The 16,271-nt window shown below is 65.0% G+C and carries 11 protein-coding genes; 10 read left to right on the forward strand and 1 reads right to left on the reverse strand.

The genetic code is table 11. The annotated features are described in order from the left end of the window. The coding region (locus ACPUER_RS17730) for a GNAT family N-acetyltransferase (protein WP_425131715.1) at positions 1–670 on the reverse strand (670 nt) is incomplete at its 3' end. Positions 671–951: 281 nt separating this feature from the next. On the opposite strand from ACPUER_RS17730, the gene ACPUER_RS17735 reads away from it, so the two are divergent. From ACPUER_RS17735 to ACPUER_RS17780, 10 genes are all read left to right on the forward strand, one after another. Beyond that, entirely contained in the window at positions 952–1,257 is a 306-nt protein-coding gene (locus tag ACPUER_RS17735; protein WP_175962144.1) for an NIPSNAP family protein, read from the forward strand. A 310-nt stretch (positions 1,258–1,567) separates the two neighbouring features. Then, positions 1,568–2,218 (forward strand): NADPH-dependent FMN reductase, encoded by a 651-nt coding sequence (locus ACPUER_RS17740; protein ID WP_425131716.1) that lies wholly within the window; start codon positions 1,568–1,570, stop codon positions 2,216–2,218. 263 nt (positions 2,219–2,481) lie between these two features. Further along, a complete protein-coding gene (locus ACPUER_RS17745; protein WP_034180843.1) occupies positions 2,482–2,700 on the forward strand; it encodes a hypothetical protein in 219 nt (72 codons plus the stop codon). A gap of 95 nt (positions 2,701–2,795) precedes the next feature. Then, positions 2,796–3,698 carry a ferritin-like domain-containing protein gene (locus ACPUER_RS17750; protein WP_310132101.1) on the forward strand — a complete coding sequence of 301 codons (903 nt, stop codon included), beginning with the start codon at positions 2,796–2,798 and terminating at the stop codon, positions 3,696–3,698. A 1,105-nt stretch (positions 3,699–4,803) separates the two neighbouring features. Next, complete coding sequence (locus ACPUER_RS17755; protein WP_425131717.1) at positions 4,804–11,001, forward strand: ESPR-type extended signal peptide-containing protein; 6,198 nt, start codon at positions 4,804–4,806, stop codon at positions 10,999–11,001. A 108-nt stretch (positions 11,002–11,109) separates the two neighbouring features. Then, the gene (locus tag ACPUER_RS17760) at positions 11,110–11,778 is read left to right on the forward strand and encodes an OmpA family protein (protein ID WP_310132098.1); all 669 of its coding nucleotides are present in this window, start codon (positions 11,110–11,112) and stop codon (positions 11,776–11,778) included. A 391-nt stretch (positions 11,779–12,169) separates the two neighbouring features. After that, positions 12,170–13,315, forward strand: a complete 1,146-nt coding sequence (locus tag ACPUER_RS17765) for a DUF2827 domain-containing protein (protein WP_425131718.1) — start codon at positions 12,170–12,172, stop codon at positions 13,313–13,315. Positions 13,316–13,329: 14 nt separating this feature from the next. Then, a complete protein-coding gene (locus ACPUER_RS17770) occupies positions 13,330–14,484 on the forward strand; it encodes a DUF2827 domain-containing protein (RefSeq protein ID WP_425131719.1) in 1,155 nt (384 codons plus the stop codon). 25 nt (positions 14,485–14,509) lie between these two features. Then, positions 14,510–14,977, forward strand: a complete 468-nt coding sequence (locus ACPUER_RS17775) for a DUF4019 domain-containing protein (RefSeq protein ID WP_425131720.1) — start codon at positions 14,510–14,512, stop codon at positions 14,975–14,977. Positions 14,978–15,007: 30 nt separating this feature from the next. Further along, positions 15,008–16,144, forward strand: coding sequence for a DUF2827 family protein (locus ACPUER_RS17780; protein ID WP_425131721.1), 1,137 nt, complete (start codon positions 15,008–15,010; stop codon positions 16,142–16,144). Positions 16,145–16,271 lie beyond the last annotated feature (127 nt).

Consider the following 16,271-nt stretch of genomic DNA (forward strand, 5'->3'; position numbering starts at 1 on the left):
GTGCCGCTGCCACAACGCGCGCCGGCAACGCATGCGCCAGACGCCGCACGGCCGCCACGCGCACGGCCAGCCGCGACGCCGGCGGCACGCGGCGCACGACGTGCACGACGGGCCGCTTGCAGAGGATCGCGCTGTCGTAGCGCTTGCCGGCGAAGCGCATCACGTCGACGACCTCGAAACCTTGCGCGCCGTAGAACGCCAGCAGATGCGACGCGGGATGCGGCGTATCCAGCGCGAGCAGCGTATAGCCGCGCAACGCGGCCCACTGCTCGGCGAACGACAGCAGCAATGCGCCGATCCCGCGACTCTGGCAATCGGGATCCACGGCCACCTGGCGCACGCTCGCGACGCCTTCCCGCCGGTACAGCGAGCAGGCCGAAGACGGATCGGTCCCATACAGCGTGGCCGTGCCGATCACGCGCCCGCCGCACACGGCGACGTAGCACTCGCCCGCTTCCGCGCGGCGGCGCGTGACGTCTTCGTCCTGATCGACGCACGTGCAGTTGAGCCCCATCGCGCCGAGCCGCGCGAACGCGCGATGCAGCATCGGCGTGAGTTGCGCATAGCTGTCGACTGCCGGATCGAAACGCCGTACGACCACCCGGTCGGCGCACACGGAAGGCGGCGCGGCAGGGAGACGTTCGGCAATCGCGTTCCAGGGTATCGACATCGCAGTGCTCCGTGGTTGGGATGCCCGAAGTCTATGAGCGCGCCGACCGCCGTCGCAAGAAAAAATGTCGTAAAAGTTCGGGGAAATACTTGCAGGAAAAACGGCAACGAAGATACGTGCCACCGCTCTGCCGGCGTCGTTGCGAACGCATGAGAATGCGCCGATCGTTGTGCGCGCAAGCAACAAATCCCGCGACGGCGTCGACGCCCCGCACGCGCTCCGTTGACACCTGCGGCGACGCGATCCAGACTCGCTGTTCCGTCACCGCACCGCGAGCGCACATGGTCACCTGCTTCCTCCGCTACGTCATCGATCCGTACAAGCTCGACCAGTTCGAAACCTACGGCAAGATGTGGATTCCGCTCGTCGAAAAGTTCGGCGGCACGCATCACGGCTACTTCCTGCCGTCCGAAGGCGCGAGCGACATCGCGCTCGCGATGTTCTCGTTCCCGAGCCTCGCCGAGTACGAGCGCTACCGCGAACGCTCGAAGGACGATCCGGCATGCCAGGCCGCGTTCCGCTACGCGGAGGAAACGCGCTGCATCGTCAGCTACGAACGCAGCTTCTTCCGGCCGGTATTCGAGTAACCGGCAACGGCCGCCGGCATCGCGCCCCTTTTCCTGACCGGGACGAAAAAAAGCCCCGCCTGCATCCGCGCGGCGGGGCCAACCCATGTCAGTAGAGACATCATGGAGGAGACGGGCCCATCTTATCGACCGCGGCGCACCGTCCCAACCAAGCATTTCTGCTATCGATCTGCGCGGCCGCGCACACGATTGCCCCCGCCGCGCGGCATATCGATAGAACGAAAAGTCGTTTTCAGAGTGGCGATGGGGTCGTTACCATCTGGTTTTAAGCCTGTGCTTAGCCGGGCAAGCCATCCCCGAGGAGCGCCCCTTGACTGCATTCGATCAACACCGCCGCCCGTTCGTCGTCGGCATCGGCGGTACCCCCCGAGCAGCGTCGTCGACCGAACGCGCGCTGTCGTTCGCGCTGCGCGGCGCGCAGGCCGCCGGCGCACGCACGCGCCTGTTCGACGGCCCGTTCCTGCATACGCTGCCGCACTACGCCCCCGAACACAAAACGCTGACCGACGCGCAGCGCGAACTGATCGACGCCGTGCGCCAAGCCGACGCGATCATCATCGCGACGCCCGGCTATCACGGCGGCGTCTCCGGCCTCGTGAAGAACGCACTCGACACGCTCGAGGAACTGCGCGCGGACGATCGCCCCTATCTCGACGGCCGCGCGGTCGGCCTGATCGTCACCGCGTACGGCTGGCAGGCAGCCGGCACCGTGCTGACGTCGCTGCGTTCGATCGTCCATGCGCTGCGCGGCTGGCCGACGCCGTTCGGCGCGACCGTGAACACGCTCGAAACGCGTTTCGAAAGCGCCGACAGCTGCTCGGATCCGAAGGTCGTCGCGCAGCTCGAGACGGTCGGCGCGCAAGCCGCCGAGTTCGCGCTCGCATTCGCGTCGCATCGCGCGACCACACACGCGGCATCGGTCGACGCGCTCGCACCCGTGCTGAAGGTCGCCAACCAGTAATCCCCTTCACTCCGCCGCCCGCGCCCGGCCGACAAGGTCCGCCGTGCGCGGGCGGCGCGTCTTCGGACGCGCGGCGATGTGCTGCGCGCGCCGGCACCGCGCCACGCACAAACCACACCGACGCTTCGCGTCGAATCCCCTTTCCCGGCATGCCCTCTCGATATCGATTCGGCCCGCCGCGTGATTTGCATTGGCCGAAAGATTGGTTCACGCGGCCGGCGGGTTTTCGTACGCTGAAAGTCCGAACTTTCTCCGCGCACGCCATGAACCGTACGATCCGCTACAAGGGCTATGAAGTCGCCCCCGCCGCCGCCCGGTTGCCGAACGGGCTGTTCGCCGCCAACCTGACGATCGAGCGAGCGGGCGGCGGGCCGTCGCCGCGCTCCGTTTCGTTCGACGCGATCGATTTCTTCTTCGAAGAAGAACACGCGCTCGCTTATGCGTCCCGCTGGGGCCGCCTCTGGGTCGACACGCACGCGTGACGCACGCCTGGCCGGCGTGCGCATGGCCGCACGAAAATACGCGTTTACGGAAGCTATGCAAGAATCTTTCGACCCGTAATCGCATAACAACAGCCATGACTGACACGCTGCAGGAAGAGCACGCAGCCGCAGATCACGCGATGCGCAACTGGACCTTCGAGAGTCATGGTCCGGTCAGGATCGGTTCCGATGCGCACAAGCAGATGTTCTGTCGCATGCTGCTCGACACACACAACCCGTACAAGCCGGCCGTGATCGACTGGCCGGCGCTCAAGCCCGACGAGCTCAGGCGGCTCACGTCGCTGCCGATCTGGGACATCGCGGTGCAAACCGAAGGCCGCGCGTCGATTCGCGTGGCGACCTACGCAGCGACGGTCGGCGATCCGCTGCTGCGCCGCGCGCTCGAGATGGACGGCGGCGAGGAAGCGCGTCACAAGGTCGTATTGTCGAAGCTCGTCGAGGCCTACGGCATCCGGCTCGAGCCCGAGCCGGCCTACCCGGCGCCGAAGGACCCCGAGTGGTCGTGGATGGTCACCGGCTTCAGCGAATGCATCGACAGCTTCTTCGCGTTCGGCCTGTTCCGCTCCGCGCAGCGCTCCGGTTATTTCCCGCCCGAGCTCGTCGAAACCTTCGAGCCGGTGATCCAGGAGGAAGGGCGGCACATCCTGTTTTTCGTGAACTGGTTCGCATGGTACTGGCGCAATTTGCCGTGGTGGCGCCGGCCGCGGTTCTTCGCCCGCGTCGCGGCCGTCTGGGCGTTCCTGATATGGGAACGCATCGGCATCGCACGCGGCATCGACGCCGACGGCGTCGCGCACGATGCAAACTTCCCGGCAACGAGCACCGCCGACATCGGCGATGCGCTGAACCCGCGCGAGTTGATCGAGCTGTGTCTGGTCGAGAACGACCGGCGAATGGCCGGTTACGACAAGCGCCTGCTGCGCCCGATGTTCGTGCCGCGGATGGCGCGGTTCGCGCTGCGGTTTCTCAAGAAGTAAGGTCGAGGGCGCGGCCGCAGGTCATGCGGGGGGCCCCCTTCGTGCGAGGTGCCGTGCGTCCGCGCAGCGCGGGTTGACCGTCGCCATCGCGGCCGATTCGATCCGGAACGCTCGCGCCGCACTCCGCACGAATCGACGCCCCTGCTGCCCGAAGCCAGTTCGTTGCATGCGGTGAACGACGGCTTCGGCTCACCTCCGCGGACCGAATGTGGCGCGCCCGATACATCTCATCCCACCCTATTTTTCCTCCGACGCTTTGGCGCGCCCCGGCGTGGGAGCAAATTGCCGCAGCCGATTCTGACATTTCAGGTGCGTCATCCCCGGCGCTGACCGGCGGTCTTCAACAACCTGTCGACGCCGCGTGGGGCGCCGCTGCGGAGCCGTCTCCCCGACTATCTGGCACGCCTCCCCATTTCGCGCTCATACCAACATCACCGATATCGTCAATAGGACAAATCCGATAGTTGAATGCAAGGAACACTATCTGTCGCTTTGTAGCAATTTTTTACACATTCGACGAGCCAGCCTGCCCGGAACGCCCGCCACACGGGCAGCCACGACGGACGAGATGCGCAAATCAGCACAGCCAGATATCCGGCACTTCAGATTAAATTTATTTAAAGATAATCATAAACAGCAGAAATAAAATCCCAATAACAATACAAATTAACAAGTTAAAAATAAGGTACATATATTATCATTCGACACACAATCATTCATTTCAAAAATGAAAGAATGGTAGCTCGCGCAAACGTTTGCCATTTAATTTGTCTTACTTATTGACCATCCGCTTGTGTTACCCACCGCACACATCAATCATAACTAGTTGATTTTTATACAAAATTACGTGAGTAGGCCGAAAAAACCCAACCATACAATGCTCATTCTTGAATCTTTCATTTGCATACACAACAAATGTATCAAAACGCGATCCATTAACCATTCTTTAACTTTAAAACCACTTCATTTAGCACTGTTTGTCAATCTCGTAAATGCACCTCCAATAAACTCCGCCCCATCAATTTTGAGATTCGCGCTAGCGCACGGAGTATTCCTCTAACAAAAGAGACCGGTGTGTGGCGTGCACATTTGGAGGTAGCAGGACATGAACCGCACATACCGCTCGATCTGGAACGAAGCGCTTGGCGCCTGGGTCGCGGCATCGGAACACGATTCGGCCCGGGGCAAGCCGAACAAGTCGGCCGTCGTGGTCGCCGCAGTCGCAGCACTGGCGATCGGCCTGCCGGGGCTCGCCGAGGCCAATACGCTCAACACACAGCAGACCTGCTTTACGGGAAGCAACGGCGTAGTCGGCCGCGTCAACCCGGGCGGCACGGCGAACCAGGCAGGGGACGGCTCCGGTACGTATTCGGTCGTGGCCGGCTGTAACTCCAACGGCAACGGCTGGACCGGCGTCACGGTTTACGGTTCATTCGCGCAAGCGACCGGTAACGGCGCCGTCGCCACCGGCATGCTGTCGTCAGCTGGCCTGTGGGGCGTCGCAGCCGGCCTCGAAACCACCGCCAGCGGTGCCGGCGCGACCGCACTCGGCTTCGGCTCGACGGCGAACGCGCTGAACTCCGTCGCGATCGGCGGCGCGGGCGGCAACGGCACCACGCCTCTGTCGCAGGCGAACTCGACCATTGCATCCGGCGCGGGCTCGATCGCAATCGGCAGCAATGCAACGAAGGGCGCACAGTCGGCCGCTTCGGACAGCATCGCGATCGGCGGCCAGTCGGCAGTTACTTCGGCCGCCACGTCGGGGATCGCAATCGGCGTCAATTCGAGCGCGACTGTTGCAAACTCGGTTGCACTTGGCAGCAACTCGATCACGACCTCCGCCGCAGGCACCACGACCGGCGGCACGGGCGCGGTCAGCAACACGACGATCGGTAGTCAGACCTTTGGCACGTATGCAGGCGCGAATTCGGCAGGCGGCGTGGTCAGCGTCGGTGCGGTGAACGCAGAGCGTCGTATCCAGAACGTCGCAGCAGGCCTCGTCAGTGCAAACAGCACCGACGCGATCAACGGTAGCCAGCTCTACGCAGTCGCGAGCACGACGACGTCGAATATCACCAGTCTGTCGACCTCAACGTCGACGGGTTTGTCGTCGGCTAACAGCTCGATCACTTCGTTGTCGACTTCGACTTCGACCGGCATCTCGTCGCTGTCGACTTCGGCGTCGACCGGCCTGTCGTCGGCTAATAGTTCGATCACCTCGTTGTCGACCTCCACGTCGACCGGCCTCTCGTCGGCCAACAGCTCCATCACGTCGCTCTCCACGTCGACCTCGACCGGCCTGTCTTCGGCTAGCAGCTCGATCACTTCGCTGTCGACTTCCACGTCGACTGGCCTGTCGTCGGCAAATAGCTCGATCGGTTCGCTGTCGACCTCGACGTCGACCGGCATCAATTCGCTGTCCACCGGCCTCAGCTCGGCCAACAGCTCGGTGACTTCGCTGTCCACTTCGACCTCGACCGGCCTCTCGTCGGCTAACAGCTCGATCGGTTCGCTGTCGACCTCGACGTCGACCGGCATCAATTCGCTGTCCACCGGCCTCAGCTCGGTCAACAGCTCGGTGACTTCGCTGTCCACCTCGACATCGACGGGTCTCTCGGCGGCCAATAGCTCGATCACCTCGCTGTCCACCTCGACATCGACCGGTCTCTCGTCGGCTAACAGTTCGATCACTTCACTGTCGACTTCCACGTCGACGGGCCTGTCGTCGGCTAATAGCTCGATCACTTCCCTGTCCACGTCGACCTCGACCGGCATCAGCTCGCTGTCGACCGGCCTGAGCACGGTCACGACCAAGACGGACAATCTCGGCACCAGCACGGCATCGGCACTCGGCGGCGGCGCCACGTACGACCCGACGACCGGGACGGTCTCCGCGCCGGCGTACACGACCTACAACGCGAACGGCACGACGTCGACTGCCAACAGCGTCGGCTCGGCGATCGACAACATCAACAGCCAGGGCATCAAGTACTTCCACGCGAACTCGACGGCGGCGGACAGCCAGGCCCTCGGGACCGACTCGGTCGCGATCGGCCCGAAAGCAATCGCCAACAACGCCGGCGACGTCGCGCTCGGCAGCGGCTCCGTCACCGCGGCAGCCAACCCGACACCGACCGGTACCGTCGGCGGCGTGACCAGCACGTTCGCGGGCGGTAATCCGAGCAGCGTGATCAGTGTCGGCAACGCGAGCACGAGTACCACGCGCCAGATCACCAATGTCGCGGCCGGCCAAATCACGGCGAACAGCACCGACGCGATCAACGGCTCCCAGCTCTTTGCAACCAATTCGGTCGTGAATTCGCTGTCGACGACGGTGTCGTCGTCCAGCAGCGCGATCTCGTCGCTGTCGACGGGCATCACTTCGCTGTCGACCGGTCTCAGCTCGACCAACAGCTCGGTCACGTCGCTGTCCACCTCGACCTCGACGGGCCTGTCCTCGGCGAACAGCTCCATCACGTCGCTGTCCACCTCGACCTCGACCGGCATCAACTCGCTGTCCACCGGCCTGAGTTCGGCCAACAGCTCGATCACGTCGTTGTCCACTTCGACCTCGACCGGCATCAATTCGCTGTCTACTGGCCTGAGCTCGGCCAACAGCTCGGTGACTTCGCTGTCCACTTCCACGTCGACCGGCTTGTCGTCGGCCAACAGCTCCATCACGTCGCTCTCCACGTCGACCTCGACCGGTCTGTCTTCGGCGAATAGCTCGATCACGTCGCTGTCCAGCTCGACCTCGACCGGCCTCTCGTCGGCTAACAGCTCGATCACGTCGTTGTCCACTTCGACCTCGACCGGCATCAATTCGCTGTCCACTGGCCTGAGCTCGGCCAACAGCTCGGTGACTTCGCTGTCCACCTCGACATCGACGGGTCTCTCGTCGGCTAACAGCTCGATCACTTCGCTGTCGACTTCCACGTCGACGGGTCTGTCGTCGGCTAATAGCTCGATCTCGTCGCTTTCGACCTCGACCTCGACCGGCATCAACTCGCTGTCCACCGGCCTGAGCACGGTCACGACCAAGACGGACAACCTCGGCAACAGCACGGCATCGGCACTCGGCGGCGGCTCCACGTACGACCCGACGACCGGGACGGTCTCCGCACCGGCGTACACGACCTACAACGCGAACGGCACGACGTCGACCGCCAACAGCGTCGGCTCGGCGATCGACAACATCAACAGCCAGGGCATCAAGTACTTCCACGCGAAGTCGACCGGTGCCGACAGCGTCGCGACCGGCACCGACGCCGTCGCCATCGGCAGCGGCGCCACAGCCGGCACCAACAATTCCGTCGCGCTCGGCGCCAACTCGCAGACCGCCGCGGCCAATCCCACGAGCAGCGCGACCGTCAACGGCGTCACGTTCGGAGGATTCGCAGGCACCGCGCCGGTCGGCACCGTTAGCGTCGGCAGCCCGGGCAACGAGCGACAAATCACCAACGTCGCCGCCGGCCAGGTGACGCAGACCAGTACCGACGCGATCAATGGCAGCCAGCTTTATTCGGTTGCCCAACAGGTTGGTACCGCGACCAGCGCCATTTCGTCGCTGTCCACCTCGACCTCGACCGGCATCAATTCGCTGTCCACGGGCCTGAGCTCGACCAACAGCTCGGTGTCGTCGCTGTCGACTTCCACGTCAACGGGCCTGTCGTCGGCTAACAGCTCGATCACGTCGTTGTCCACCTCGACTTCGACGGGCTTGTCTTCGGCGAATAGTTCGATCACTTCGCTGTCCACCTCGACCTCGACCGGCATCAACTCGCTGTCCACCGGCCTCAGCTCGACCGACAGTTCGGTGACTTCGCTCTCAACCTCCACGTCGACCGGCCTGTCTTCGGCTAACAGCTCGATCACGTCGTTGTCCACCTCGACCTCGACAGGCCTGTCGTCCGCCAGCAGCTCGATCACGTCGCTGTCCACTTCGACTTCGACCGGCATCAATTCACTGTCCACCGGCCTGAGCTCGACCAACAGCTCGGTGTCGTCGCTGTCGACTTCCACCTCGACGGGTCTGTCGTCGGCCAACAGCTCGATTACGTCGCTGTCCACTTCGACCTCGACCGGCATCAATTCGCTGTCCACCGGCCTCAGCTCGACCAATAGCTCGGTGACTTCGCTTTCGACCTCCACGTCGACCGGCCTCTCGTCGGCCAATAGCTCGATCGATTCGCTGTCGACTTCCACGTCGACGGGTCTGTCGTCGGCCAATAGCTCGATCACGTCGCTGTCGACCTCGACGTCGACGGGTCTGTCGTCGGCCAATAGCTCGATCACGTCGCTGTCGACCTCGACTTCGACGGGCCTGTCGTCGGCTAACAGCTCGATCACGTCGCTGTCCACGTCGACTTCGACGGGCATCAACTCGCTGTCGACCGGCCTGTCTTCGGCGAATAGCTCGATAACGTCACTGTCCACTTCGACTTCGACGGGCATCAACTCGCTGTCCACCGGCCTGAGCTCGACCAACAGCTCGGTGACTTCGCTGTCGACCTCCACGTCGACCGGCCTGTCCTCGGCCAACAGCTCGATCACTTCGCTGTCCACTTCGACCTCGACCGGCATCGGCTCGCTGTCCACCGGCCTGAGCTCGACGAACAGCTCGGTGTCGTCGCTGTCGACCTCGACCTCGACCGCGATCAACGCCGCGAAGACGCACTACTACAGCGTCAACGACAACGGCGTGCAGCAAAGCAACTACGCCAACGACGGCGCGACGGGCCCCAACGCCCTCGCCGCAGGTGTCAACGCCAGCGCGGCAGGCGCCAGCAGCGTCGCAGTCGGCGACGGCTCGAACGCGCAATCGGCAGGCGCGGTCGCGATCGGCCAGAACGCATCGGCAACGGGCGGCAAGGCCGTGTCGATCGGCTCCGGCAACACCGCGAGCGGAGACGGCGCAGTCGCGATCGGCGATCCGAGCGTGGCCACCGGCACCGGCGCGGTAGCGATGGGCGCGAACGACACGGCGACCGGCAACGGCGCAGTGGCGCTCGGCAACGCGAACACCGCAAACGGCGCCAGCGCACTCGCACTCGGAAGCTCGAACCAGGCCACCGCGGACAACACGATCGCGCTGGGCAACCAGTCCACGGCCAGCGCCACCGGCGCACAAGCCTACGGCTCGGGCGCCAAGGCCACGGCCGCCGACGCGCTCGCCTTCGGCACGAACGCGCAAGCCAACGTCGCCAACTCGATCGCGCTCGGTGCGAACTCGGTCACGAGTGCCGCGAACCCGACGTCGAGCGCCACGATCGGCGGCGCCACGTACTTCTTCGCGGGCAGCTCGCCGGTCGGCGTGGTCAGCGTCGGTGACGCAACCACGGGCGCCACGCGCCAGATCACGAACGTCGCGGCCGGCCGGATCTCGGCCAGCAGCACGGACGCGATCAACGGCAGCCAGCTCAACGCGACGAACAACGCGGTCACCGCGCTGTCGACGTCCACCGCGTCGAACGTCGCGTCTCTGTCGACCGGTATCAACTCGCTGTCCACGGGTCTCAGCTCGACGAACAGCAACCTCACGTCGCTGTCCACGTCGACCTCGACCGCGATCAGCTCGCTGTCGACGGGCCTCAGCGCGACGAACAGCAACGTGTCGTCGCTGTCCACGTCGACGTCGACCGGCATCGGTTCGCTGTCCACCGGACTGAGCTCGACGAACAGCACGGTCGCCTCGCTGTCGACCGGCGTGACGAACATCAACAACCAGTTGAACCAGCTGTCGACGACGATCAACAACAACCAGACGCGTGCGGTGAACAACAACGGCATCGCCGCCGACATGAACGGTACCGGCAGCGATCACCCGACCGTCACCGCCGGCTCGAACTCGGTGGCGATCGGTTCGAATTCGACGGACGGCGGCCGCTCGAACGTCGTCTCGGTCGGCAGCGACACGCAGCAGCGCCAGATCGTGAACGTCGCGCCGGGTACGCAAGGCACCGACGCAGTGAACGTGAACCAGCTGACGCAGGTGCAGACGACGCTGTCGACGGCACTGTCGGGCCAGCAGGCGCAGATCAACTCGCTGGGTTCGCAACTGCAGCAGACCGACCAGATGGCGAAGCAGGGTATCGCAGCCGTCGGCGCGATGGCGTCGATCCCGCAGCTCGATCGCGACGCCAACTTCGGCATGGGTGTCGGCACGTCGACCTTCCTCGGCCAGAAGGCGATGGCGGTCAACATGCAGGCCCGCATCACGGAGAACCTGAAGGCGTCGATCAACGGCGGCTTCAGCGGCGGTCAGAAGGTGATCGGCGCCGGCATGCTGTACCAATGGAAATAACGCGTCGCGCCGCCAGGCCGCCCGGCCCGCGGCGGCCCCGACGGCAGGACGAGCCGGCCGCGCAGCCCGCGGCCGGCTTCTGTCAACTCAAGCTTTGAGGACGTAACCGTGAACAAACTCGCTTTTGCGCTCGCGCTTTCCGCAATGGCCCTCGCCGCGTGCTCGACCGCATCCGGCCCGACCTTCAGCGCCTCCGAACTGCAGTCGCGCGACGGCATGCGCACGTTCCAGGTGGACTGCCACGGCCTGCTGTCCGGCCCGCAGACCTGCATGAAGGCCGCCCGCAAGATCTGCGGCGACCAGCCGGTGCGTGCCGTCGACTCGGCCCGCGCGCTGCGCGACACATCCGATCCCGCGACGCTGGTCTTCCAGTGCGGCGCCGCGCCGGCCGAAGCGGCTGCGGCCTCGGCCGCCGAACCGGCACCTGCCGCCGTCGAACGCGTGAACCTGTCGGGCGACGCGCTGTTCGCGACCGACCACGCGACGCTCGCACCGACCGCGCGCGAATCTCTCGACCGGCTGCTGAGCGAGCGCGCGGACCGCACGTACTCGCAGGTGACGATCACCGGCTTTACGGATACGGTGGGCAGCGACGACTACAACCTTGCGCTGTCGAAGCGCCGTGCCGAATCCGTCGCCGCCTATCTGAAGGCGCACGGGCTGAAGGCCGACACGCTGACGGTCACGGGCCGCGGCAAGGCCGATCCGGTCGCGTCCAACGCGACGCCCGAAGGCCGTGCCAGCAACCGCCGCGTCGAAATCACGCTGCAGCACTGAGCGGGCGACCGCCGCGCGCGGCGGCCGATCCGGCAAGCCGCCAGCGCCGCGCCGGACATCCGCCGATCAACGCGGGCGCCGCTGCGCCGGCGCCCCGTTTCCGCTGGCCGCCGGCTATGTCAAAGTTCGTCACGCCCTCCACAAACCGGCGATTTCCGTGCCACAATCGCCGCAGACAGTCGCCGGGGCAGCCTGCCCGAATCGCACGCCGTGCCAGGCGTGCCCGACGACACGCCGGAATCCGGCTGCCGCCCTCGCGAACCACGTCGCCCGATTCGCGCGCCGCGGCGCACCGGCGCGAATGCAACCATGACAATCCACGGCGCGCCGCTTCCGGGCCAGACGCTCGACGCCATGCCCGGACGCACGACGCCGCAGAGGAAACCAACCGGTGACGGACATCAATGAAGCCGCCTCGGGCGGCACCCGCAAGCAACGGCCGGCCGTCGGCATCTCGCTGTTTGCGCGGGACGGCCAGGCGATCTGGGAAAACGGCATTCACCAGAACATCGCGTTCCTCGCGATGATGCTCAAGCGCTCGGATCGGGTCGGCCCCGTCTATTTCCTGAACGGCGGCGACGCCAACGCACTGCCGGCCGGCCTCGAACTCGACGGCCTCGACATCCCGCTCGTGAATCCCGCCGACGTCACGCACGAACTCGACGTCGTGATCGAAATGGGCGCGCAGTTGCCGGTCGAATGGCTCAGGCACATGAAGGCGCTCGGCAAGAAAATCGCCGCGTTCTTCTGCGGGCACATGTATGCCGGCCTGTGCGAAACCCCGATCTTCGAAAAACCGTCGGGGCATATCTTCAACGGCGCGCCGTTCGACGAAGTGTGGCTGCTGCCGCAATACGACAAGACCGCGGCGCCGATGCTGCAGACCATCCTGCGCGCGCCGGTGCACCTGATGCCGCACATCTGGTCGCCGTACTTTCTCGATCGCCGCATCGCCGCGCTGGCGAGCGAAGGCGCGACGTTCGGCTATCGGCCCGGCCGCCGCCCGTGGCGCCTGGCGATGCTCGAGCCGAACATCTCGGTCGTCAAGTCCTGCCACTACCCGATGCTCGCGTGCGACGAGTTCTACCGCGCGCGGCCGGACGCGGTGCAACACATGTTCGTCGTCAACGCGATGCACATGAAGGAGCATCCGACCTTCGTGCACTTCGCGAACAGCCTCGATCTCGTGCGCCAGCACAAGGCGACCTTCGAACCGCGCATCGACCTGCCGGGCTTCATGGCGCGCCATGCGGACGCGGTCGTGTCGCACCACTGGGAAAACGGGCAGAACTACCTGTATTACGACGTGCTGCACGGCGGTTATCCGCTGATCCACAACTCGACGCTGCTCGGCGACGCCGGCTATTACTACCCGGACTTCGACTCGGCCGCGGGCGGCCGCGCGCTGCTCGACGCGTGGCTGCATCACGACGAACGCCTCGACGACTACCGTGCGAAGGCCGGCCGGCTGCTGCAGTCGGTCTCGATCGACAACCCCGCGAACCTCGACGCGTTCGTCTCGCGTCTGGTCGCCTGAACCGGAGCATACGCATGTCGGACTCCAATGCCCGTCAAGCGCCCGGCGAGGGCAAGCGTCTCGTCGTCGGCGTGTCGCTGTTCGTCCGCGGCGCCGGCCAGTCGCTGTGGGAAAACGGCATCTTCCAGAACTGCCTGCTGCTGATCCTGCTGCTGCGCCAGTCGCCGCTCGTCGCGGAAGCCGTGATGGTGAACGGCGGCGAACAGGTCGCCGATCCGCAGATGATGCTCGGCGAATGGGACGTGCCGCTGCTGTCGATGGACGAAGCGCTGCAACGCTGCGACGTGCTGATCGAAATGAGCGCGCAGTTCGGCGCGGACTACCTGTGCGCGTTCCGCGAGCGCGGCGGCAAGGTCGTCACGATGCGGGTCGGCAACGACTACGTGATCGACATCGAGCGCGCGATGTTCAACAAGCCGTCGGGCTTCCTGTTCTCGGGCGCGCCGTACGACGCGGTGTGGACGATTCCCGAATTCGAGCGCTCGTGCCTGCACTATTACCAGACGGGGCTGCGTGCACCGGTCACGATCGTCCCGCACATCTGGCACCCGATGCTGTTCGACAAGGCGCGCGCGACGCTCGGCACCGGTTTGTCGTACGGCTATCGGCCCGGCAAGCCGCGCTGGCGCGTGACGATGTTCGAGCCGAACATCTGCATGGTGAAGACGAGCATCATCCCGATGCTGGTCACGGAAGAGGCATACCGCGCCGATCCGAAATTCCTTGAGTTCGTGCGCGTGTGCAACACGATCCACATCAAGGAGCACGCAACCTTCGTCCACTTCGCGAAGAGCCTCGACATCGTGAACCATGGCATCACGACGTTCGAAAGCCGCTATGCGGTGTACGAGTTCATGGCCGCGTACGGCGATGCGGTGGTGTCGCACACGTGGGAAAACGCGCAGAACTACCTGTACTACGAACTGCTGTACGGCGACTATCCGCTGATCCACAACTCGCCGTTCCTCGGCAAGGCCGGGTATTTCTATCCGGACTTCGACTGCCAGGCCGGCGGACGCGCGCTGCTGCAGGCGTTTGCCGAGCACGACGCGAACCTGGAAGCCTACCGCGAGCAATCGAAGCACGTGCTCAGCTCGGTCAGCATCTACAACCCCGAGAACGTCGCCGCCTACACGGACGCGATCGCCACCCTCTATCGCGACGCATGACGCGCCGCTCTTTCCGGACTCCGATATGAATGCACGCACGCCCCTCACCCGCGCCAAATGGCTGATCGGCTGCGCCGTCGCTTCGATCGCGATCGGCGCGCACGCGCAATCCGCCGGCGAATCGGCCGACACGCTGCTTCGAGATTCGGATGCAGTGTTCAAGCAGCTCGACGCCGGCCAGTACGGCGCGGTGTGGAGCGACGCCGCCGCGTTCGTGAAGGCGCGCATCAAGCAGGACCAGTTCGCGGCCGACATGCAGCATGCGCGCCAGTCCGTCGGTACGGTCAGCCATCGCGGCTGGGCGCAGATCACGCGCATCCGCTACACGAACGCATCGGCGATGCCCGACGGGATCTACGCGAACGTCGACTATGCAACCACGCTGACGAGCGGCGCAACCGTGTACGAGAAGCTGAGCTTTCGCCTCGACGACGACGGCCGCTGGCACCTGACGGGATACGTGCCGCGCCAGTCGCAAGGCGCCGTGCAGTAAGCCGCGCACCGCCCGCCTCACGGAGCCGCTATGAAACTCAATGTCGCGATAACGATGAACGTGCAGCGCGACGCGACGCAGTCGATCTGGTACAACGGCGCGAACCAGCATTGCGTGTACCTGTACATGCTGCTGAAGCAGTCGCCGCTGATCGGCGAGGTCTGGCTCGCGCACGACGACGGCGTCACCGACTATCCGCAGGCGCTGATGATGGACGCGTTCGGCGACGCGCTGCGGCCGCTGTCGTCGGTCGTCCACCAGACCGACCTGTTGATCGAGATGAACGCGTTCATCGACCCGTCGCACACGGACGTCGTGCGCCGGCGCGGCGGCAAGTGCGTGTCGTACCGCTTCGGCAACGACTACGTGATCGCGGTCGAGACGATCAACTTCGAGAAGAACGACTGGCGGCCGAACCCGCACCGCGTGCAGTTCGACGAGATCTGGACCAACCCGCAGCACATGCATACTTGCGCGGCCTATTTCCAGGCCGTGTATCGCGCGCCGGTGATCGAGCTGCCGCACATCTGGTCGCCGTATTTCATCGAGCGCAGCCTCGACGCCGACCCCGAACTGAAGGCCCGCTTCGGCTACCGGAATCACGGCCCGGCAAAGCGCATCGCGTTCTTCGAACCGAACCTGAACGTCGTGAAGAGTTCGATCGTGCCGATGCTCGCCGCGAACGCGTGCTACGTCGAGCATCCGGAGCTCGTCGAGCACGTGTACATGACCAACACGTTCGACAAGAAGGAGAACGTCGCCTTCAAGCATCTCGCGCTCGGTCTAGAGATGGTGCGCGACGGCAAGGCGACGGCCGACGTGCGCGCGCCGTTCGTCGCGTGGGCCGCGCATCACACCGACATCGTCGTGTCGCATCACTGGGAAAACGGCCTCAACTACCTGCTGTACGACGCGCTGTACGGCAACTACCCGCTCGTGCACAACTCGCCGTTCCTGCGCGACGTCGGCTACTACTATCCGGACTTCGAGATCTTCGACGCGGCGCGCGCGATCACGACCGCCGCGCAAACGCACGACGCGCGGCTCGACGACTATGCGGCGGCCGCCCGCCGCTGCCTGCACCAGGTCGACACGCTCGCCGAACACAACGTCCGCGCGTATTCCGCGCAGATCCAGCAGTTGTTCGCCGGCCGCGCGCCCGGCTGACCGCATTCGCGCACGCCCCTGCCCATACGACGCGATCGACCGCGCGATGGCGCTCGTGCTCGGCGGCGTCGGAATGGATCGATCGATTTGTTGAGCGTCCGGGCGGCAGGCTGGCCGGGCCCGGACG

The sequence above is a fragment of the Burkholderia sp. DN3021 genome (assembly GCF_049805555.1).
Lineage (GTDB): Bacteria > Pseudomonadota > Gammaproteobacteria > Burkholderiales > Burkholderiaceae > Burkholderia > Burkholderia pyrrocinia_C.

Bases quoted from the DNA above. Each gene is read 5' to 3' on its own strand.
- ACPUER_RS17775 (WP_425131720.1), top strand. From the start codon at position 14,510: ATGAATGCACGCACGCCCCTCACCCGCGCCAAATGGCTGATCGGCTGC.
- ACPUER_RS17745 (WP_034180843.1), top strand. From the start codon at position 2,482: ATGAACCGTACGATCCGCTACAAGGGCTATGAAGTCGCCCCCGCCGCC.
- ACPUER_RS17770 (WP_425131719.1), top strand. From the start codon at position 13,330: ATGTCGGACTCCAATGCCCGTCAAGCGCCCGGCGAGGGCAAGCGTCTC.
- ACPUER_RS17755 (WP_425131717.1), top strand. From the start codon at position 4,804: ATGAACCGCACATACCGCTCGATCTGGAACGAAGCGCTTGGCGCCTGG.
- ACPUER_RS17750 (WP_310132101.1), top strand. From the start codon at position 2,796: ATGACTGACACGCTGCAGGAAGAGCACGCAGCCGCAGATCACGCGATG.
- ACPUER_RS17735 (WP_175962144.1), top strand. From the start codon at position 952: ATGGTCACCTGCTTCCTCCGCTACGTCATCGATCCGTACAAGCTCGAC.
- ACPUER_RS17780 (WP_425131721.1), top strand. From the start codon at position 15,008: ATGAAACTCAATGTCGCGATAACGATGAACGTGCAGCGCGACGCGACG.